General features: G+C 62.3%; 15 protein-coding genes. 10 read left to right on the forward strand and 5 right to left on the reverse strand.

Features of this window, described 5'->3' with window-relative positions; translation table 11 throughout:
• Positions 1–9: 9 nt before the first annotated feature.
• Positions 10–5,610 carry a type I secretion C-terminal target domain-containing protein gene (locus MUW49_RS21545; RefSeq protein WP_348521191.1) on the forward strand — a complete coding sequence of 1,867 codons (5,601 nt, stop codon included), beginning with the start codon at positions 10–12 and terminating at the stop codon, positions 5,608–5,610.
• Between the two features lie 167 nt (positions 5,611–5,777).
• Here the strand turns inward: MUW49_RS21545 and mdtH are convergent, their stop codons facing one another.
• Positions 5,778–6,971 carry a multidrug efflux MFS transporter MdtH gene (gene mdtH, locus MUW49_RS21560; RefSeq protein ID WP_029314794.1) on the reverse strand — a complete coding sequence of 398 codons (1,194 nt, stop codon included), beginning with the start codon at positions 6,969–6,971 and terminating at the stop codon, positions 5,778–5,780.
• A gap of 202 nt (positions 6,972–7,173) precedes the next feature.
• On the opposite strand from mdtH, the gene MUW49_RS21565 reads away from it, so the two are divergent.
• Complete coding sequence (locus MUW49_RS21565; RefSeq protein ID WP_244813226.1) at positions 7,174–8,073, forward strand: LysR family transcriptional regulator; 900 nt, start codon at positions 7,174–7,176, stop codon at positions 8,071–8,073.
• A 57-nt stretch (positions 8,074–8,130) separates the two neighbouring features.
• On the opposite strand, the gene MUW49_RS21570 is transcribed toward MUW49_RS21565, so the two are convergent.
• On the reverse strand, positions 8,131–9,903 hold the full coding sequence (locus tag MUW49_RS21570) for a M4 family metallopeptidase (protein ID WP_244813229.1): 1,773 nt from the start codon (positions 9,901–9,903) through the stop codon (positions 8,131–8,133).
• 350 nt (positions 9,904–10,253) lie between these two features.
• Between MUW49_RS21570 and MUW49_RS21575 the strand changes: the two genes are divergently transcribed.
• The 8 genes from MUW49_RS21575 to putP all read left to right on the forward strand — a co-directional run bounded on the left by MUW49_RS21575 (position 10,254) and on the right by putP (position 19,147).
• Positions 10,254–10,808, forward strand: coding sequence for a GNAT family protein (locus tag MUW49_RS21575; RefSeq protein WP_171865865.1), 555 nt, complete (start codon positions 10,254–10,256; stop codon positions 10,806–10,808).
• Positions 10,809–10,845: 37 nt separating this feature from the next.
• Entirely contained in the window at positions 10,846–11,400 is a 555-nt protein-coding gene (locus MUW49_RS21580; RefSeq protein ID WP_041212415.1) for a GNAT family N-acetyltransferase, read from the forward strand.
• 174 nt (positions 11,401–11,574) lie between these two features.
• Complete coding sequence (locus MUW49_RS21585; protein WP_010675527.1) at positions 11,575–12,681, forward strand: 1-acyl-sn-glycerol-3-phosphate acyltransferase; 1,107 nt, start codon at positions 11,575–11,577, stop codon at positions 12,679–12,681.
• A 309-nt stretch (positions 12,682–12,990) separates the two neighbouring features.
• On the forward strand, positions 12,991–13,461 hold the full coding sequence (locus tag MUW49_RS21590; RefSeq protein WP_010675526.1) for a YhcH/YjgK/YiaL family protein: 471 nt from the start codon (positions 12,991–12,993) through the stop codon (positions 13,459–13,461).
• A 218-nt stretch (positions 13,462–13,679) separates the two neighbouring features.
• The gene (locus tag MUW49_RS21595; RefSeq protein ID WP_010675525.1) at positions 13,680–14,879 is read left to right on the forward strand and encodes an acetate kinase; all 1,200 of its coding nucleotides are present in this window, start codon (positions 13,680–13,682) and stop codon (positions 14,877–14,879) included.
• Positions 14,880–15,010: 131 nt separating this feature from the next.
• Entirely contained in the window at positions 15,011–16,252 is a 1,242-nt protein-coding gene (locus tag MUW49_RS21600) for a mechanosensitive ion channel domain-containing protein (protein ID WP_171865866.1), read from the forward strand.
• Between the two features lie 185 nt (positions 16,253–16,437).
• On the forward strand, positions 16,438–17,364 hold the full coding sequence (locus tag MUW49_RS21605; protein ID WP_010675523.1) for a L,D-transpeptidase family protein: 927 nt from the start codon (positions 16,438–16,440) through the stop codon (positions 17,362–17,364).
• Between the two features lie 274 nt (positions 17,365–17,638).
• Positions 17,639–19,147 carry a sodium/proline symporter PutP gene (putP, locus tag MUW49_RS21610; protein WP_171865867.1) on the forward strand — a complete coding sequence of 503 codons (1,509 nt, stop codon included), beginning with the start codon at positions 17,639–17,641 and terminating at the stop codon, positions 19,145–19,147.
• Between the two features lie 71 nt (positions 19,148–19,218).
• Here the strand turns inward: putP and MUW49_RS21615 are convergent, their stop codons facing one another.
• The 3 genes from MUW49_RS21615 to MUW49_RS21625 form a co-directional block, all read right to left on the reverse strand.
• Positions 19,219–19,824 carry an NAD(P)H-dependent oxidoreductase gene (locus MUW49_RS21615; protein ID WP_171865868.1) on the reverse strand — a complete coding sequence of 202 codons (606 nt, stop codon included), beginning with the start codon at positions 19,822–19,824 and terminating at the stop codon, positions 19,219–19,221.
• 54 nt (positions 19,825–19,878) lie between these two features.
• The gene (locus MUW49_RS21620) at positions 19,879–20,310 is read right to left on the reverse strand and encodes a MerR family transcriptional regulator (protein WP_171865869.1); all 432 of its coding nucleotides are present in this window, start codon (positions 20,308–20,310) and stop codon (positions 19,879–19,881) included.
• 320 nt (positions 20,311–20,630) lie between these two features.
• Positions 20,631–20,817 (reverse strand): transposase (locus MUW49_RS21625; RefSeq protein ID WP_210600051.1); only part of this gene is annotated, 187 nt, incomplete at its 5' end.

Raw genomic sequence — 20,817 nt, forward strand, 5'->3', positions numbered from 1 at the left:
CAGCTGACCGTGACCGCCACCATCGTGGACGCGGCGGGCAACGTCTCGCTGCCGGGCAGCGACAGCGCCACCATGGGCGACACCACCGCGACCGGTGCGCCGACTGTGGTTATCGTGGATGATGCCAACAACGACCAGATGCTGACCAAGGCCGAGATTGGCAATGATCAGATCCAGGTACGCGCCGGGATCAATCACGCAGACCTGGTTGCGGGCGGCAAGGTGACGCTGACCATCAACAATGGCGGGGTGAACAGCACTGTCCAGTTGACGCTCAAGGCCGATGGCACCCTGCTGGCAAGCAATGGCAAGAGCTACGGCTATCAGAATGGCTCCATCAGCTGGACGGAGACGACCCCGGCCAACGGCAAATCGTTGACGGTGACGGCGACTCAGACCGACAAGGCGGGCAACGTCTCCCTGCCGGGCAGCGACAACGCGCAGATCCTGAATGAAGCGCCGGAGACGGCGAACAAGCAGGCAAACGGTCAGGAAGATGCTGCCAGCATCGCCATTCCGACCCTCAGTGGCAGCGACATCGATGGCAACGTGGTGAGTTTCACCATCAAGAGCCTGCCTGCCAACGGCATCCTCTATCTGAACGGGGTGGCTGTGACGGTGGATCAGAGCATTGCGGTGGCGGACGCCGGCAAGCTCACCTTCACTCCGAATGCGAACTGGAACGGCAACACCACCTTCAACTATGCGGCGGTAGACAACGACGGCGCCGTGGATGCGAGTCCCGCAACCGTGACCATCAAGGTGGATGCGGTCAACGATCTGCCGACGCTGACCATCTCCAACGGGGCTGTCGTCTCCGAAGAGGGGCTGGCAAACGGTATTGCCGACACGGTCGGCAACCCGGATACCACCAACGCCATCAAGGCGTCCGGTACCCTCTCGGTGGGCGACATCGACAGCAGCACGCTCAGCATCTCCCTGAACGGACCGGCCGGGCTGACATCCGGTGGGGCCAAGGTCCAGTGGAGTTGGGATGCGGGCAGCAAGACGCTGGTCGGCTACACGGGGGCGATTGGCGGCGCCGATTACAAGGCTGTGGTCGAGGTCAAGCTGACGGCACCCAATGCCAGCGGCAAGGGAGCGTGGACTTATGATGTGACCCTTAAGGAGCCACTCGACCACGGGGATACGACCTCGGAAGACAAGCTGTCGTTCCAGCTGGACGTGGAGGTCTCCGATGGCAGCGGCGTCACCAAGGGCAAGCTGGATGTCAGCGTGGAGGACGACTCCCCCATTGCTGGCAACAGCGATGCCGTTTCCGTGGTGAAGACCGATATTCCGAACGTGCTGACCGGGTTCTTCGATCTGACCAAGTACAGTGACAACCAGAGCACCCTGAACATGGCGGGTTTTACCATCAGCGCCTTGGGCTTCAAGTCGGCAACCGATTCCTCACTGGTAACGGCGGATGTCAACGGCTCCAGCTCGGGGCTGGGGGTGGCTAGCGGTGCTGCGCCTTACCACAACCTCGCCAATGAAATTGACTTCCGCCATTTTGCTGATGGCTCTTCCGTATCCGAGCGGCTTATCGTCACGCTGGATGCGGGCAAGGTTGCCTACGGCGCCAACATCAAGTTCAGCAAGATGTTTGGCGGCGAGCTGGAGAGCGGGGTCGTGGAGTTCTACCGAGACAACGTATTGATTTCCACACTTTCATTCAGATCGGATGCAGCGGGCGGAGAGTTCAACCAGAACTTCCAGGTGCAGCAGGGTGGCTTCGATACCATGGTGATCAAGGCGACCAATAACGGCAACATCAATACCAAAGACAACAGCGACTTTACCGTCAAGTCTATCGAGTTTCTGGGGGCTGATACGCCGCAGGCAATTGCCTATGGTTCGGGTACGGTTGCACCGCAATGGGGTGCTGATGGCAAGGGGCATATAGCGCTTTTGGGATCCAATGAAGTGGGTTTGATGACAGCTACTGGTAAAGAGATCTCAATTTCCAGCAAAGCAGGTCTACCCAATACCCTGTATGGCGAAGCCAGTGACGGCACTTTGGTGTTCAGGTTGGAGTTCACCCCAGCCACTGGCAAGTGGGAGTTCTTCCAGTACCAGCGCATGTCCAAACCCCTGGGTGATGGTGACATCGACTTCCAGATCCGGGTGGTGGATGGTGACGGTGACGCCAGCATTGGTTCCTTCGCCACCAAGCCTCTGTTCACGCCGCTGGTTCAGGGTGTCTTCAGCGAGAGCGTGACTGAAGGGGGCAACCTGTTGCACAAGGTCACCTTGTCCGATGCGACCCAGGAAGCGACCGAATACGATTTCGCCATTCGCGGATCGGGCAACAACCCCGCATCCTACCAGGACTGGGGCAATGCCCAGTTCAGCAACGGCGTGACCTACAACAGCACCACCGGCAAGATCACGGTACCGGCGGGCGTGACAGACTTCACGGTGACCATCCCGACGGTAAACGATCGCCTGGTCGAGACGAACGAGACCCTCTCGGTGACCATCGGTGGTCAGAGCGGGACCGGTACCATAGTGGACAACGATCGGGCGCCGACGGCGGCTGGCGGCCACAGCACCGGTGCCGAAGATCAGCCCCAGGTCCTGACCTGGGCCCAGTTCGGTGCCAGCGATGATCAGGACGCGACTGATCTCGGGGTGCAGATCAACACCCTGCCGCTGAACGGTACCCTCGAATACCTCAATGCGGCTGGGCAGTGGGTTGCGGTGCAAACCGGATCCCTCATCTCCTATGCCGAGGTGAACGCAGGCCATCTGCGCTTCGTGCCAGGTCTGAACGAATCGAGCACCCATGCCGCCAACGGCAACGGCGCTGTGGTCGGCAACATGAAGGGCGACTATGCCAGCATCGGCTATCAGATAAGCGACGGTGCCAACCTCAGCAACGGCAGCAAGCTGGTGATCGACGTGGCGGCGGTGGCCGACAAGCCGACCGTCAACCTGAGTCTGGTGGGCAACGGTATTCCCCTTTACAACCTGAGCTTCCCGAGCGCGGGGATCACCACGGGCCAGTTCCAGTCCGGCAACTTCGACAAGGGGGCCCTCGGGATCACCAAGACCCTGACCGATAGCACTTCTAGTAAGGACTCCGTGGTGGGCGGTGATGGCAACGACTACATCGTGAGCCAGAAGGGGGGCGGCGACCACTTCGTCGGTGGCAACGGCAATGACGTGCTGGTCGGTGGCAACTCAGTGTCGGGCGATACCCTCGACGGCGGCGTTGGAAATGACATTCTGGTCGCTGGGTTGGGTGGCGATACTCTCTATGGCGGTGCTGGTGATAAAGATATCGCTGTACTGTCCGGCAACCGTGCCGACTACGCCATCACAAAGGGCAGCGGATACTCGATCAATGATCGCTGGTTCAACTTCTCGGTCACGGAGAAGGGGGTCGGTATCACCAAGGCGCTGCACGACGTGGAGTATGTCCAGTTCGCCGACGGTGTCTACCAGATCAATCAGGATACGGGCGTGCTGACCCTGGTGCAGCCGGTGGTGGTCGACTACCCGCTGGAGGTGAGCGCCTCCCTGAGCGATCGGGATGGCAGCGAAGTGCTCGACAGCCTGGTACTGAGCGGGATGCCGAAGGGTGCTGCACTCTACAGCGGTAGCCAATTGCTGGGAACCGTCGGGGTTGATGGCAAGCTTACCCTCACCGCCAACAGCGGTCTGTGGAGTGAGATCGCGCTGGATGTGAAGTTGAGCGGACTGACGCTGCGAGTGCCGGGCAGCAGCGCCGGTCGGGTGGATCTCAAGGTGGAGGCGATCACACGCGAGTTGTATTCGGAGTCGTCAAACACCGCCAGCGACGAAGACAGTATCCGTCTGAGCTACTTCAATGCCACCGAAGGGGAGCCGGGCAACCAGGACCAGACCTATGGCAGTGAGCACAATATCGTTGTGGGGGATCTGGATGGCAGCGTTGTGCTGCCGGGTCAGAACTACAACATTGCCTTCATCGTTGATAGTTCCGGTAGTATCGGTGACGACGCAATAGAGACGATCCGCACACAACTGGAGAAGGTCTTTACCAGCCTCAAGACCAGTGCGGGCACTGACAATGCGGGTACCGTCAATATCTTCCTTGTGGATTTCGATACCACGACCCATGGCAGTGTCAGCGTCAATCTGACCGATAGCGGGGCATTAAAGACCTTGCTTGATGCCCTCAAGGGGATGTCCGCCGACGGTGGCACCAACTATGAGGCCGCATTCAGCAAGGCGGCGGACTGGTTTGCCGCAAGCACGGCGACAAGCAATGTGGATGCGAAGAACCTGGCCTACTTCATCACCGATGGCGAGCCGACCTTCTATGATCTCGGCACCACCACTAGGCTCCGTGATGTGAAGATCATCGACAGGGCTTTTGCCAATGACGACTATCTCAACGCTACTTCTTTGAACCTCAACAATTATGTGCTCGGCAATACCGTGGCCTATAGCGGTCTCGAAGTGGTCAACAGTAAAGGGGAAGTGATCAAGTGGACTCAAGTATGGGGTGGTTGGTCGGGGACCACGGTGGGAGTTATCGTCAAGGGCAGCAACGGCCAGAACCAGATCCAGCTGCTGGGCGGGGATGGGCGAAACAGCACCGATGAGGTTCGGGCCGACGCCTTGTTGGGTTACCAGCTGTTGACCGCAAAAGGGGTGACCGTCGAGGCGATCGGATTGGGTAATAACATTTCCTATAACGATCTCAAGTCCTACGACTCTGACGGTGTCATCATGACCGGCGTCAATGCTAGCGACTTGGCCAACACCATCTTGGGTAGCTCCGTCAACAACAAGCCGGGCAGTGACCGGATCGATGGCGGTGCCGGCGACGACATCCTGTTTGGCGACGCGGTACGCTTCACCGGCATCAGCGGGGAAGGGTATGCGGCCATCAAGCAGTATGTGAGCGGCAAGCTGGGGGCAGGGTCGGTGACCGATGCCCAGGTGCACGCCTACATCACGGATCACGCCAGCGAGTTCGATCAGTCGTCGACCAATGACAAGGGTGACACCCTCCTCGGTGGTGATGGCAATGACATCCTGTTCGGTCAGGGGGGGGATGACTTCCTGTACGGCGGTGCCGGCAACGACACCCTGTTCGGTGGTAGCGGCAACGACACCCTCTATGGGGAGAGCGGCAACGATCGCCTCTATGGTGGCAGTGGCAACGACACCCTCTATGGCGGTACCGGCAACGACATATTGAGCGGCGGACTGGGCAACGACATCCTGATCGGGGGGGCCGGAAACGACATCCTCATGGGGGATGCAGGTGCTGATACCTTCACCTGGCTGAAGGGGGATACCGAGGCTGGCAAGGTGGCCAAGGACTACATCGTCGATTTCAGCAAGTCGGAAGGGGACAAGCTGGATCTGAGCGACTTGCTCGACAGCGATGGTAGCAAGAGCGAGAGCTCCCTGAAGAGCCTGCTCTCGGTGTTCCAGGACAGCGAAGGGGTGCATCTGCAAGTCAAGGAGAGCAGTGCCGCGCCGGTGACCCAGGAGATAGTGCTGATGAACCACACCTTCGACACTCTGACGGGCGGTTCAGGGACGACTGCCAACCAGGTGATCGACTTCATGTTGCAAAACAACATGTTGGATATCAACAAGTAACAGCCAAGCGGGCTGGGCAAAAGCGGCAGAGCAATCTGCCGCTTTTTTTATGGGGGATTTTCGGGCGGATGGGCGCAGACGAGGGGAAGGGCAATGCAAGAAGAAGGTAAAAAAGGGCGCCCTTCAAGAGAAGGGCGCCCGGGGTAGACGGGATGATTGCCAGAGGATTAGGCGTTGACCCCTGCCAGGCGAGAGCCGCGCTGGAAGCAGTTGGCCAGCAGCAGCAAGGTGGTGACACCGACGGTGCCGAGTACCAGCCAGGGCAACCAGGGTTGCCCCTGGGCCATGGCGTAGTCGTGCAGGGCACCGCCCCCCACGTAACCCGTCATGCCCCCGAGCGCCAGCCCCAGTCGGCTGAAGCCCATGTAGCTGCCCCGCGCCCCCGGTTGTGCCAGCTTGGTCATCAGGGTTTCCCGCGCCGGCTCGGCGATGACGATGCCGAGATAGAAGCAGGCGAGCAGCAGGAAGACGGCGGGCAAGGTGGTGGCAAAGGCCACCAGCCCGATCCCCGTGGTCATCAGCAGCACCCCCGCCATCAGACGGTTCTCCAGCTTGAAGTGGCGCTCGCCGAACCGGGCAAGGGGGTAGAGCAGGGCCAGGGAGATGGCCGTCTCCAGGGTATACATCCAGCCCACCGCCGTGGTGCTGCCCGCCATCTGTTTGACCAGAATGGGGAAGATCAGCATGACCTGCACCCAGAGCGCGTAGTAGCCGCTTAAGATCAGCACCAGTCGGCAGAAGGCCTTGTCCGCCAGCACCTGGCCGAGGCCGTCCCGGATCGGCGTCGGACGTACCGAAAGCTTGTAGGGGGGCAGGATCAGCAGGTTGCACAGGGCGGCGCAGACGAAGAGGCCGGCACCCAGCAGGCAGACGTATTCAAAATCGAAGTTGAGCAGCCAGCTGCCGAGCAGGGCTCCCACCACGGCGCCGGCGCTCTCCAGCATCATCAGCAGGGAGATGTAGCGACCCCGCTCCCGTGGCCGGGTGAACTTGATCACCAGGGCGGCGCGGGGGGGATCGAACAGGCAGCCACCCAGCCCCGAGATGATGCAGGAGAGGATCAGCTCCAATCCGCTCTGGGCATAGGCCAGGCTGGCAAACCCCAGCGCCCGCAGCAGCATGCCGCAGACGATGAGGGGGCGCGCCCCGAACTTGTCGGCGAGGGAGCCGCCAAAGACCCCCAGCCCTTGCTGGGTAAGCTGACGCAGCCCCAGTGCCAGTCCGACCACACCGGCGGCCCAGCCCAGTTGGTCGACGAAGCGCAGGCTGATCATGGGCATCACCACGAAAAAGCCCAGGATCACCAGCAGGGAATCCAATGCCAAGAACCACCGCCCCAACCGCCTCGCCCGATCCACCATGACCCTGATACCTCTGTTTGCTTCGCTGATATTGTTGTCTTTCTTGCCCGAACGGCGCCGTCACCAAACAGAGCCAAGGGGGATGACAACTCCCTGGCTCGGTGGCGTTCAGCCGGTTCATGACGATTGATGCTGCTATTCTGGTGGGGCTCCAGATATAGTGGTAGCCGACAACTGGCTATATTTCATATTGGATTTGGTTATGGCTATGACCCTCGACGATTTGCAACTGCTGCTGGATGTGGCCAACCGTGGCAGCTTCAGCAAGGTGGCCGCCATTCGCGGCTGGTCACAACCCATGGTGAGCCAGCGCATTGCCGTGCTGGAGCAGGAGCTGGGTCAGTCCCTGTTCCGTCGCCATCGTCGGGGGGCCACCCCGACCCCGGCCTGCGAGCAGTTTCTGCCTGCCGCGACTGCGGCCCTGAGCGCACTGGAAGGGGGGCGGCTGGCGATGCAGGGGGCGCCTGCATTGCCGCGGATCCGGCTCTCCTGCCTCCCCTCTCTGACCACGGCGGTGTTCGGCCCCCTGCTGCTGGCCCTGGTGGATGAGACCTTCGAGATCCGCTGCAACACGGATCACTCTGGCATCATCATGCAGGAGTTGCTGACCGGCGAGACCGACGTGGGCTTCATTCTCAAGTGCCCTGCCATCGCGGGCATCCAGCTCGAACTGCTTTACCGTTCCCCCATCATCGCTGTGGCCTGCGCCACCCACCCGCTGGCCGGGCGGCAGGGGCTGACCCTGCAGGACATTGCCAACGAGCGGCTGGCGCCCCAGCAGTGGGGGACGGGCTGCGACGAGCTGATCCTGCAGTTGCGTCTGCTGCGCCAGGTGGCGAGCCCGCTGCACGCCATCCAGCCAGCGAGTGCGGCACGGGAGCTGGCGCTGGAGCACGGCTTCATCACCCTGATGCCGGCGCTCGCCATCACCCGGGATCTGGAGTTCGGTCGCCTGGTGAAGCTGGACGTGGTGGATCTGCCACCGGATCACTGGGACGTGATGATGGCCTGGCGCAGCGGCAAGCGCCCCAATCCCGCCAAGGAGCGGGTGCTGGAGGCGGCCCGTACCCTTGCCCGGCACTGGTCGGGCAAGCGGACATAAAAAAGCGCCGGACCAGGCCGGCGCTCTTCGCTTATTCCCCTTGATGCCCGCTCAGACTCAGTAGCTGGCCTTGAGGGTGACGCCGGAGAAGGCGCTGAACCCGCTCAGCTGCACGTGCCAGGTCCCCGCCTTGGGGGCGTTCAGGGTACAGGTTTCGGCATTGCCGCTCTTGTAGGGGCGGCAGTCATAGCTGCTGGCGGTCGGCGCGCTGCCGAATTTCACGTAGAGATCCGCATCCCCGCTGCCGCCGCTGCTGGTCACCACCAGCTGGCTTCTGCCGGCGGGCACCTCGACGGTGAAGTTCAGCTTGCCCCCCTTGGCGGCGGTGAGATTGCTCACCGGTACCCCGTTTTGCAGCACGCTGTCCGGTTGGGGCGTGGTGCCGCCGCAGGTGGCATTGACCCCGACGGCGGTGAAGGCGGCTGCCACGTCGCTCACGCTGTAGCCGAGATCCGTGGCGGCCCTGGTCACCCCGCACGCCCCCTGATCGAAGGTGGTGTTGGGGCCCCAGTAGAGGCGGTTGGCCAGCACGAACACCTCGAACGCCTTGCGGGTTTGCCAGCCGCTGGTGTTGGCCAGCAGGTAGAAGGCGCGGTTGTAGACCCCGGAGCTGTGGTGCACGTCGATGCCGTCATAGTAATCGCTGGCGTGGCCGATGGACTTGCCGTCCCGGGCCGGGTCCTCGAAGTAGCGCAAGGAGCCGTTGCCCTTGAAGATCTGGGCCCCCACCAGCCAGTCGTTGCTGCCCTTCATGTAGTATTCGGCCGCTTCCCCCGCCATGTCGGAGAAGGCCTCGTTGATGCCGCCAGACTGACCGGAGTAGACCAGTCCTGAGTTCTGCTCGGTGAAGCCATGGCTCACCTCGTGGGCCGCCACATCCAGGCTCACCAGCGGATAGAAGGTGGTGGCCCCGTCGCCGAAGGTCATCTGGCTGCCGTCCCAGAAGGCGTTCTCGTAGTTGCGGCTGTAGTGCACCCGCATCTTGAGCTTGAAGCTCAGCGGCGCCGTGTTGTACCAGTTGCGGTACATGTCGAACACCACGTTGCCGAAGTAGTGGGCATCGTTGAGAGGGGAATAGGCACCGTTGATCTCCTTGACCGTGTTCTCCGGGCAGGTGAACTGGTGGATGGTGCCCCCCGTGGTGCCGTGATTCATGTTGAGGGTGTCCACGTTGGTCCCCGTCATGCGGCAGTTGTCATCCACCTGCAGGGGGCCAAAGTCGGCGCCGTAGAAATACTTGCCGGTCTTGACGTTGCCCCCCGGGCCGGTAGCGTCCTTGTGGTTGATCCCCTCCCAGCGTTTGAGCTCGCTGCCGGTCTGGGCGTCGATCATCACGAAGGGGCGGCTCGGTTCCTTGCTGGCGGCGAGCCAGGAGACCAGATAGACCAGTCTGGCCTGGCCGGTCTCATCCTGCATCACGAACAGCTTGACCTGTTCGTTGCTCCCCTTGGCACCGCTGCGAGCCTGGCGTGCGGCGTTGCTGGCGGAGAGGGCAACGGCCGGGCCCGTCAGGTCGGCATCGATCTTGCGCAGCATGGTGCCGGACACCTGATTGACCTGGCCCCCCAGCGCCTGATCGGCCACCAGAACCTGGCCCCACACCGGAATCCCCTGCCAGGTCTGCTCATAGCGTATCCGCTGCTGGCCATTGGGCAGCGTCACCGCCCGCACCTTGCGAAACTCGCCATCCCCGGCGCCAAGGGCGCCAATCTTGGCGGCGCCACTCACCGCACCGGCCAGGTCGGAGACCTGGTTCACTTCCACCTGTTCTGCCGCCATGGCGGCGCTTCCCCAGCAGGCCAGCATGACGGCCAAATAGACTTTGTTCATCTCGTCTTTCCTTAGTCGATGAAGATTACACGCCGGGTCCGTTGCCCGGCGCTCTTACACTAGTGGGAAGGGGGAAAATAACGGCCTGTCATTTGTCACAGGGCAGCGAAAACAGGTAGCACGATTCACTTTTACAGCGCCAATCATCCACAAATACTGGTAATGGCAGCATGTTGAACCGCTGCGAGGGGTGATTGATGGCCTGGGGGCAAGGTGCCCGCATGGGGATCGCCATATGGGGGTTGCCAGCGGGGAAGCCGGTTGAAAAGTCCTTGGCAAACAAGGGATTGATTGACTACATTGGCTCCCATGACGGCAGATGGCCGGAGTGGAACCGGGGAGGAGTGGCGATGTTTTCATGGCAACTGGATGACGAGCTGGCGCTCCTGTTCCTGCAACCCGACATGGCCAGCGAGCTGTTTCGCCTCTGTCAGCGCAACCGCGATTACCTCTCCCAGTGGCTGCCCTGGGTGCCCCACATCCAGCAGCCCGCCGACAGCGCCGCCTTCATTCGCCACGCCATCGAGAAGTTTGCCCGGGGGGAGGGGCTGACCACGGCCATCGAGTATCAGGGGGAGGTGGTCGGCGTCATCGGTTACAACCAGATCGATCAGGATCTCGGCAAGGTGACCATCGGCTACTGGCTGGCGGAGCGCTGGCAGGGGCACGGCATCATCACCCGGGCCTGCCAGGCCTTGATCCATCACGCCTTCGAGGAGATGGGGATGGAGAAGGTAGAGATCAGCGCCGCCCTCGAGAACGAGGCGAGCCGGGCCGTGTGCGAGCGGCTGGGAATGACCCAGGAGGGGATCACCCGGCGGGCGGAGCGGCTGGCGGACAGGGTGGTGGATCATGTGCACTACGGCCTGCTGCGGGACGAGTGGCTGAGGCTGAGGGATCTCTGATGACCTTCCTGTCCGCTTCCAACCTCCTGAGGGTGAGATGACGACGCTGCCCCACATTGCCACCCCCCGTACCCGGCTGACCGTGCTGACCCCGGAGCGGGCCTGCCTGATGGTGGATTTCTATCTGCGCAATCGCGCCCACCTGTCCCCCTGGGAGCCCAGGCGGGAGGAGAGCTTCTACACCCTGGCTCACTGGCAGACCCGCTTGCGCGACGGTTACGGCCACTATTTCGAGGGCAGTGCCGTGCAACTGGTGGCGCTCGATCCCAGGGGGGAGCGGGTGCTCGCCACCTGCAATTTCACGAACATTGTGATGGGCATGTTCAAGGCGTGCCACCTGGGCTATGCCATCGACAAGGAGCACGAGGGGCAGGGCCTGATGCAGGAGGTGGTGGCCGCTGGCATCGATCACCTGTTCCGGGAGCGGGGCCTGCATCGCATCATGGCCAGCTACATGCCCGCGAACCTGCGAAGCGGCGCGCTCCTCGAACGGCTGGGGTTCGAGCAGGAGGGATACGCTCGGGACTATCTGATGATCAACGGCCGCTGGGAGGACCACGTCCTCACCGCGCTCATCAATCCCGCTGGCTAGCAGAGCCGTTGTCGAAAGGGGGGCTGGCGGGTGACCGCCATCGCTTTTTCACTGCAAGATCGCACTATCTGTACGCCTCTCATACCCCTGGGGATAAAAGCGTGTAAAATTGCGCCCTGAATTTTCCCGGCCGGCAGACGCAGGCCGCGACTCCATACATGCAAGGCAGACATTGTGACAGAAGTAGATAGATTCGCGGACATTCGCCCCTATCGCGATGAAGAAGTACCGGCTGCCATCGAGCGGCTGATCCAGGATGACGAGTTTATCGGCGCCATCGCCAAATACCGCTTCGGTTCCCTGATGAGCTGGCTGGGTTGGGCCATTCGCCCGCTGATCCGCCAGTTCCTGCGCCACAAGTGGGCCAAGGTCAGCACCATCCATCAGGTACAGATGGGGGTGACCCGCTACATGACCCGGATGATCGCCACCTCCACCCAGGGAGTGAGCTTCTCCGGGCTCGAACACCTCAAGAAGGAGCAGGGCTACCTGTTCGTCTCCAACCACAGGGACATCGCCATGGATCCGGCGTTCGTCAACTGGGGGCTGCACACCCACGGGTTCGATACCGTGCGCATCGCCATCGGCGACAACCTGCTGCGCAAGCCCTGCGCCACCGAGCTGATGAAGCTCAACAAGAGCTTCATCGTCAAGCGCTCCGCCAAGGGGCCGCGGGAGATGATGAAGGCCCTCGGCGAGCTGTCGGCCTACATCGGCCAGTCGGTGCATGAGGGGCACTCCATCTGGATCGCCCAGAAGGAGGGGCGCGCCAAGGACGGGGATGACAAGACGGATCCGGCCATCCTCAAGATGTTCTACGTGGACGGCAAGAAGCAGAAGATCGAGTTCGTCGACTACATGCGCAGCCTCAACATCGTGCCGGTGAGCATCAGCTACGAGCTGGATCCCACCGACAAGGCCAAGGCGCGCGAGCTCTACGAGAAGTCGGTCAACGGCAGCTACGAGAAGGGCGAGTTCGAGGACATCGAGAGTATCGTCGCGGGCATCGTCGGCCAGAAGGGGCGGGTACACGTCTCCTTCGGCGCCCCCATCACCGAGGGCTTCAGCGATCCGGACGAGCTGGCGGCGCTCATCGACAAGGCGATCTGGAGCAGCTATCGCCTCTTCCCGGGCAACTACCTCGCGGCGGATGTGCCCGGCAAGGCCAGCACCATAGAGCAGAGCGCCTTCCTGACTCGCCAGTCCGAGGTGCCACAAGAGCACAAGGCCATCTGGCGCGCCATGTACGCCAAGCCGGTGGAAAACGCCGGCAAGGTTTGAATGGCACCGCTTTTGAGCGGGTGATGGAAAAAAACGGGAGCAGATGCTCCCGTTTTTGCGTCTGGTCAAAGTCGGGGGAGATTGGGTAGTGAATAATATTGTTTCAACTGGTACGATCATCGGGTGAATGGGCGAGTATCTCTTGGCAGGGGCGGACGAGTATGCAACAGTGACTCGGCGCCATCGGCTTGGAAGCGACAGCGCCCCCGTCTGCACGGATGGCAGACGAGACGATAAAAGGACCTTCAATGGTCCTTTTTCATTGGTGCACAAAGATAGACCACAGATATACCTAAGGATGCGAACCTCATGATCACCGGCAGTCTGGATACCTTGCAACGCACCCCCTTGCCCGCCCCCCTGAACCGTATCGTGGCCGAGGTGGTGCAAAGCGTCGAACGCTGGCTGCACGCCCCCCTCGGCAAGCAGGAGGTCGACGGCCTCACGCTGTTCTGCCTGGTGAGCGAGGATCTGACAGAGCCGGTGGCGGATCGCCGGGGCGAGTTTCATGAGCAGTATCTGGACATCCAGCTGCTGCTGCGCGGCGAGGAGTGGATCGGCGTGGGCCCTCACGCCTACAGCCGGGACGGTGCCGACCATCCTCACCCCGATCTCTGGTTCGTCGATGATGAGCAGACCAGTTATCTGGCGTTGCAGCCCGGCGACTTCGCCATCTTCTGGCCGGGAGAACTGCATCGCCCCCTCTGTACCCTGACGACCCCAGGTCCGGTCAAGAAGCTGGTCGTCAAGGTTCACCAGTCGCTGCTGACCGGCGCCTGAGTGGCAACCGGGGCCTGAAGTCCCGAGTGATTGGGCCAACAAAGGCCCGTTGCGAATCGCTGATTCGACGCGCGCGCCAGACGAACGGTCTGCGCCCAACGATTTGAAAAATTGGACGCACCCTCCTGCGACCATAAGCCCCCGGCAGGGGAATCCCATCCATCGCTGGATGACACGACACTGTCGGCGTAAAGCCGAAGCACAGGAAGATGTAGAACATGAGCAAGTTGGTATTGATCCTTAACTGCGGTAGCTCTTCCCTGAAATTTGCCGTAATGGACGCTGAAACGGGCGAGGACATGCTGTCCGGCCTGGCCGAATGCTTCAATCTGGATGACGCACGTATCAAATGGAAACTCCACGGGGTCAAGGGCGACGCCATGCTGGGCGCCGGTGCTGCGCACCAGGAAGCCCTCGACCACATCGTGGGCCACATCCTGCCCCAGGATCCCGCCCTGGCCGATCAGCTGGTCGCCATCGGCCATCGCATCGTGCACGGCGGCGAGCAGTTCTCCCGTTCCGTTCGCATCGATGACGGCGTGATTGCCGGCATCGAAGCCGCTATTCCGTTCGCCCCCCTGCACAACCCGGCGCACCTCATCGGCATCCGTGCCGCCCTCAAGGTGTTCCCGGCCCTGGCCGACAAGAACGTGGCCGTGTTCGACACCGCCTTCCACCAGACCCTGCCAGAGGAAGCCTACCTCTACGCGCTGCCCTACAAGCTCTATCGCGAGAACGGCATCCGTCGTTACGGCGCCCACGGCACCTCCCACCGCTTCATCGCCGAAGAGACCGCCAAGGCGCTGGGCAAACCGCTCCATGAGCTCAACATCATCAACTGCCACCTGGGCAACGGTGCCTCCGTCTGCGCCATCAAGAACGGCGAGTCCGTCGACACCTCCATGGGGCTGACCCCGCTGGAAGGGCTGGCGATGGGCACTCGCTCCGGTGACATCGACCCTGCCATCGTCTTCTTCATGCACGACAACCTGGGTTACAGCGTGGACAAGATCAACCAGGTGCTGACCCGCGAATCCGGCCTGCTGGGCATGACCGAGGAGAGCAGCGACTGCCGCTACGTCACCGGCAACTACGCCACCGACGCCGGTGCCAAGCGCGCGCTGGATGTCTTCACCTATCGCGTTGCCAAGTACGTCGGTGCCTATGCTGCCGCCATGGATGGTCGCCTGGACGCCCTGGTGTTCACCGGCGGCATCGGCGAGAACGCCGCCATGGTGCGCGAGATGGTGCTGGCCAGACTGGCCCTGCTCGGCTTCAAGATCGACAAGGAGGCCAACAACGCCGCCGTGCTGGGCGGTGAAGGCCCCATCACCGTCGAAGGCAGCCGTCTGGCACTGGTGATGCCCACCAACGAAGAGCTGGTGATCGCCCGTGATGCCCTGAGCCTGGTCGGCTAAGGCACCCTCTGGTGATGACAACGCCCGGCTCCTGCCGGGCGTTGTCGTTTCGGCAATAGTGATCGGCCTGTCATTTGACATGGGGGACCAGATGCGTACCCTGACCGCTGTGTGATATTGCGGAGGTAACGATGAAAGAGATGTTTTTCAACTGGTTGTCAGGCCTGGGGGTCGATGTGACCCCCATGATGGCCCTGGTGATCGCCCTGGGGTTCATCGTGCTGACCGCCATGGTGCTGCACCTGGTGCTGCACCGCATCCTGCTGGTGCGCCTGGGGGGGCTGCTTGGCAAGACCAAGCAGATGTGGCTGCCGCCCCAGTTGCAGCAACGCCTCTTCTACCGGCTCGCCTTCGTGTTCCAGGGCGCCGTGCTGCTCGGTCAGGCGGAGATCTGGCTGCCCAAAGCGTCCGAGAGCCTGGCGCTTATCGAGTTGCTGGCCCAGCTCTGGATCCTGCTGTTCCTGCTGCTGGCCCTGTTCGCCCTGCTCGACTGCCTGCTCTCCCTGAGCCGCCATACCCGGCTTGGGCGGGATCTGCCCCTGCGCGGCATCTTCCAGGGGGTGAAACTGGTGGCCAGCATCCTGGTGGGCATCCTGATGATCGCCCTGCTGCTCGGCAAGTCGCCCCTCTTCCTGTTCAGCGGCCTGGGGGCCATGACCGCGGTCCTGATGCTGGTGTTCAAGGACCCCATCCTCGGCCTGGTGGCGGGTATCCAGCTCTCCGCCAACCGCATGCTGAGCGTCGGTGACTGGCTGCAGATGGACAAGTACGGGGCGGACGGCGAGGTGACCGACATCGGCCTCACCACGGTCAAGGTGTCGAACTGGGACAAGACCATCACCACCATCCCCACCTATGCCCTCATCTCCGACTCCTTCAAGAACTGGCAGGGGATGACCGAATCCGGCGGGCGCCGCATCAAGCGCAGCGTCAACATCGACATGACCAGCGTGCGCTTCCTCACCTCGCAGGAGCAGTTGCAGCTCAAGCAGGCCAGGTTGCTGGCACCCTACCTCAGCCGCAAGGAGCAGGAGCTCAGCAGCTACAACCAGCAGCTCAGCGATGCCATCAGCTGCCCCATCAATGGTCGCCACCTCACCAACCTCGGCACCCTGCGCGCCTATCTGGACGCCTACCTGCGGGCCCATGCGGGCATTCGCAAGGACATGACCCTGATGGTGCGCCAGTTGGCACCGACCACGGACGGCCTGCCGCTGGAGATCTACTGCTTCACGGCGACCACCGCCTGGGCCGAGTATGAAGGGATACAGGCTGATATTTTCGACCACATATTTGCGATAATTGAGCAATTCCATCTGCGTTTGCATCAGTCGCCAACCGGTTATGACATGCACAGTTGGAAAAACGGCTGATCCCGCTTATGGCAAGGTGCCGCGGCGCAGCGCGGCACCGTATTTAATCACCGACCCGTCAGCACGTGGCGGTTGAAATTTGCATGGCAGAGGAGAAAAATGGCGGCCTTCTCTTCGCCCCGGGCGCGCCCGTCGCCTCCGCGCTGGCCAGAGTGCTGAACCACCCCCTTTATCACAGGAAAGTTATGAAGCTCCTCCACAACACGGCGGCCGCACTGTGCTGCTCCCTGATCCTGGCCGCCATGCCCGCCCTCGCCATCGAATATGCCCTGCCCGCAGCCAACAGCCGCCTGGTGGGGGAGAACCTGGACTACGTGGTGTCCCCGGAAGAGGCGGGCCAACCCCTGGAAGCGGCAGCGGCCAGATTCCAGCTCGGCTTGACCAACATGCTGGAAGCCAACCCCAAGGCAGACCCCCTGTTGCTGCAGGCGGGCGAGAAGCTGGTCGTGCCGCACCAGCTGATCCTGCCGGATGCCCCCCGTGAAGGCATCGTGCTGAACGTCGCCGAGATGCGCCTCTACTACTACCCCAAAGGCAAGAAGGTGGTGGAAGTGCTGCCGATTGGCATCGGCCAGCTCGGCACCGACACCCCGGAAGACTGGGTGACCAGCGTGCAGCGCAAGAAGGCGGGCCCGACCTGGACCCCGACCGCGAAGATGCACGCCGAGTACGCCGCCCGTGGCGAGACCCTGCCTGCGGTCTGGCCGGCCGGTCCGGACAACCCCATGGGGCTGTTCGCGCTCTACATCGGCAAGATGTACGCCATCCACGGCACCAACGCCCAGTTCGGCATCGGCCTGCGGGTGAGCCATGGCTGCGTGCGTCTGCGCAACGACGACATCGAGTACCTGTTCAAGCAGGTCCCGGTCGGTACCCGCGTCCAGTTCGTGAACCAGCCCATCAAGGCCTCTGTCGAGCCGGATGGCCGCCGCTACCTGGAAGTGCACCAGCCCCTCTCCCGCAACCAGGAGGAGTTCAACTCCAGCCTGCCGGCCCCGCTGCCCATGTCCACCGCCGTGACCCGCTTCATCGCCCACGCGGACAGCGACTCCCAGCTGGTCAAGCAGGCCCTGGAGCAGCGCAGCGGCATGCCCATCGCCATCAACCGCTGATCCCGCCCGTCGGTATTCCGAGCCCCGGCCACTGTCGGGGCTTTTTTATGGCGCGGGGGAGGGGATCATCAGGGTAAACCCTTGGCAGATCGGGATAAAATCCGGCCTTATTGCAATTGAGTGGTTGCTTGGTTAGGTGTTAAACGTTTTACATGTGTTTTTTATTTGTTAAAAGTGGTTGTGGTCCGGCGATCTGCTGATTACTCTAGGCCGGTTTTTTTAAGGAAGAGTCCGTCGCAAGAACGGGCGCAGACGTCACATAACGGAGTTTTGAATGACAGCTAGCACCCCCATGCTCATCACCTTTCTGGTGTACATCCTCGGGATGGTATTGATCGGCTTCATCGCCTATCGCGCCACCCGTAACTTTGACGACTACATTCTCGGCGGCCGCCGGATGGGGAGCTGGGTGACCGCCCTCTCCGCCGGCGCCTCCGACATGAGTGGCTGGCTCCTGATGGGCCTGCCCGGCGCCGTCTTCATCGGCGGCATCTCCGAGAGCTGGATCGCCATCGGCCTCATCATCGGCGCCTACTTCAACTGGCGCTGGGTGGCCGGTCGGCTGCGGGTTCACACCGAGAAGAACCGCAACGCTCTGACCCTGCCGGACTACTTCACCTACCGCTTCGAAGACAAGAGCCGGGTGCTGCGCATCCTCTCCGCCCTGGTGATCCTGCTGTTCTTCACCATCTACTGCGCCTCCGGCGTGGTGGCCGGTGCCCGCCTGTTCGAGAGCACCTTCGGCATGAGCTATGACACCGCCCTCTGGATCGGTGCCGCGGCCACCATCACCTACACCTTCTTCGGCGGCTTCCTCGCGGTAAGCTGGACCGACACCGTGCAGGCGACCCTGATGATCTTCGCCCTCATCCTGACCCCGGTGTTCGTCATCATCGCCGTGGGCGGCATCGACACCGCCATGGTGCAGGTGGCGGCGCAGAACGCCAGCAACCTCGACATGTTCAAGAACCTGGACTTCATCGCCATCATCTCCCTGATGGCCTGGGGCCTGGGCTACTTCGGTCAGCCCCACATCCTGGCGCGCTTCATGGCGGCGGACTCCCACCACTCCATGGCCAGCGCCCGTCGCATCAGCATGACCTGGATGGTGCTCTGCCTGGGCGGCGCCGTGGCCATCGGTTTCTTCGGCCTGGCCTACTTCTCCACCTTCACCGAGCAGGCGGGCGGCGTGACCACCAACCCGGAGCGCGTCTTCATCGAGCTCTCCAAGATCCTGTTCAACCCCTGGATTGCCGGCGTGCTGCTCTCCGCCATCCTGGCGGCGGTGATGAGTACCCTCAGTTGCCAGCTGCTGGTCTGCTCCAGCGCCATCACCGAGGATCTCTACAAGCCCTTCCTGCGCAAGAACGCCTCCCAGAAAGAGCTGGTGTGGGTCGGCCGCGCCATGGTGCTGCTGATCGCCCTGGTGGCCATCGCCGTCGCCACCAACCCGGAAAACCGGGTGCTGGGGCTGGTGAGCTACGCCTGGGCCGGTTTCGGTGCCGCCTTCGGCCCCGTGGTGCTGCTCTCCGTGCTCTGGTCCCGCATGACCCGCAACGGCGCCCTGGCGGGCATGCTGGTCGGTGCCCTGACCGTCATCATCTGGAAGCAGTTCGGCTGGCTGGGTCTGTACGAAATCATCCCGGGCTTCCTGTTTGCCACCCTGGCCATCGTGCTGTTCAGCCTGCTGGACAAGGCTCCCTCCAAGGCCATGCAGGATCGCTTCGCAGAAGCCGAGCAGGAGTTCCAGAGCCCCATGGCAGACGCCATCGCGGCAAAATAACCCCCGCCTCGACGACAAAAGCCCCGCAACTGCGGGGCTTTTTAATGGGCAAAACATGCCCATGGCAGGGATTAGGCGGGACGCCTGCCCAGCCGCCGCACATCCTGGCGGGCGGCGGCTCCGGCCTGGCTGAGCCAGCGCTGGCGGGCCCCCTCATCCGAGGTGTGGACGGGCCCCAGATGCTGGCGGTGGGTCAGCCGGATGCCGCACAGCCCCAGCACCGGCTTGTCCAGGGTGCGCTCCAGGGGGGCACCCTGCCACCAGCGGTAATACCAGGGGGGGCTGTCCATGGTGAGCAGCAGGCGCGCCGTCTTGCCGGCGAGCAATTGCTCCGGGTGGGCCTTCCCCGGCTGGTAGCGAAAGGCGAAACCCGGCAGCAGGGTGCGATCCAGCAGCCCCTTGAGCCGGGCTGGCAGGTGGCCCCACCAGACGGGGGCGACGATCACCAGATGGTGGGCTTGCGTCAGGCTCTGCTGCACCGCCTGCAGATCGGACTCGAGGGGCTGCACCTCGTCATAGCCATGGTGAAGATCCGGCGCGAAGGCGAGCTCCCCCACGTGATGCAGGGTGACGCGCGCGCCCCTTTGCTCGGCGCTGCGGGCATACTCCCGGGCGAGGGCGTGGCAGAGGCTGTCGGGTTTGGGGTTGCCGTTGAGAACAAGCAGGTTGGGGGTCATGGTATGGCTCCTTGAAGTGAGCCCCCATTACACCCCTTGTCCCATGGGACAGAGTCAAGCCACCTTTTGCCCCCGATCCGCGGCGGCGGGATGATCCCGCCCGTCGGGGGATTGCCGCGCCGGGGCGCCATAGCGGCAGGGGTGCTGCGCCAGCAGCGTGGCGCACTGGCTCAAGCCCTGATGCTGGCGTTGCAGCCGGGCGACCTCCGCCTCGATCTGCGCCAGCTTGTCCGCGATAAGCTGCTCCACCTTCTGCCAGGGGAAGTGATCGAGGCTGGTGACGCCCGCGAGCAGGGGAACCAGCTCCCCGAGCTTGCAGCCAAGCCGCTGGGCCTCGCGGATAAAGCCGACCCACTCCAGATCCTCGGCCCGGTAGACGCGATACTTGCCGCGCCGCCTGGGCTTGGGCAGCAGCCCGAGCTGCTCGTAGAGACGGACCGCCTTTGGGGTGGTGCCCGCCAGCCGGGCAAATTCGCCGATATACATGGTGCTGCTCGCAAAGGGGGTGAAGGTACCCACTATAGGCCAGTGGCAGGTGGGAATGCATCCCCACGAGGGAGGGGCTATTTGGATTGACAGTGTAGTGGTCTAATCATTCCGGGATGACAGGGAACATCTACTTTGCCAAACAAGTCTGCTATCGAAATAATGGGTGTCCTAGGGAAGGTGCGAATAAGCGGGGAAATTCTTCTCGGCTGACTCAGTCATTTCATTTTTTCAGTTTGAGCCGATCTTTTCTCCCGTAAATGCCTTGAATCAGCCTATTTAGACCGTTTCTTCGCCATTTAAGGCGTTATTCCCAGTTTTTAGTGAGATCTCTCCCACTGACGTATCATTTGGTCCGCCTGAAACAGGTTGGCCAGCGTGAATAACATCGCCAGTTGGTTATCGTTTTTCAGCAACCCCTTGTATCTGGCTTTCACGAAGCCGAACTGTCGCTTGATGATGCGAAATGGGTGCTCCACCTTGGCCCGGATGCTGGCTTTCATGTAT

The sequence above is a fragment of the Aeromonas sp. LsrichE-8G genome (assembly GCF_022869435.1).
Lineage (GTDB): Bacteria > Pseudomonadota > Gammaproteobacteria > Enterobacterales > Aeromonadaceae > Aeromonas > Aeromonas caviae.

Coding starts and splice junctions, on each gene's coding strand:
- MUW49_RS21595 (WP_010675525.1), top strand. CDS start 13,680: ATGAGCAAGTTGGTATTGATCCTTAACTGCGGTAGCTCTTCCCTGAAA.
- MUW49_RS21615 (WP_171865868.1), bottom strand. CDS start 19,824: ATGACCCCCAACCTGCTTGTTCTCAACGGCAACCCCAAACCCGACAGC.
- mdtH (WP_029314794.1), bottom strand. CDS start 6,971: ATGGTGGATCGGGCGAGGCGGTTGGGGCGGTGGTTCTTGGCATTGGAT.
- MUW49_RS21605 (WP_010675523.1), top strand. CDS start 16,438: ATGAAGCTCCTCCACAACACGGCGGCCGCACTGTGCTGCTCCCTGATC.
- MUW49_RS21575 (WP_171865865.1), top strand. CDS start 10,254: ATGTTTTCATGGCAACTGGATGACGAGCTGGCGCTCCTGTTCCTGCAA.
- MUW49_RS21565 (WP_244813226.1), top strand. CDS start 7,174: ATGGCTATGACCCTCGACGATTTGCAACTGCTGCTGGATGTGGCCAAC.
- MUW49_RS21570 (WP_244813229.1), bottom strand. CDS start 9,903: ATGAACAAAGTCTATTTGGCCGTCATGCTGGCCTGCTGGGGAAGCGCC.
- MUW49_RS21580 (WP_041212415.1), top strand. CDS start 10,846: ATGACGACGCTGCCCCACATTGCCACCCCCCGTACCCGGCTGACCGTG.
- putP (WP_171865867.1), top strand. CDS start 17,639: ATGACAGCTAGCACCCCCATGCTCATCACCTTTCTGGTGTACATCCTC.
- MUW49_RS21590 (WP_010675526.1), top strand. CDS start 12,991: ATGATCACCGGCAGTCTGGATACCTTGCAACGCACCCCCTTGCCCGCC.
- MUW49_RS21600 (WP_171865866.1), top strand. CDS start 15,011: ATGAAAGAGATGTTTTTCAACTGGTTGTCAGGCCTGGGGGTCGATGTG.
- MUW49_RS21620 (WP_171865869.1), bottom strand. CDS start 20,310: ATGTATATCGGCGAATTTGCCCGGCTGGCGGGCACCACCCCAAAGGCG.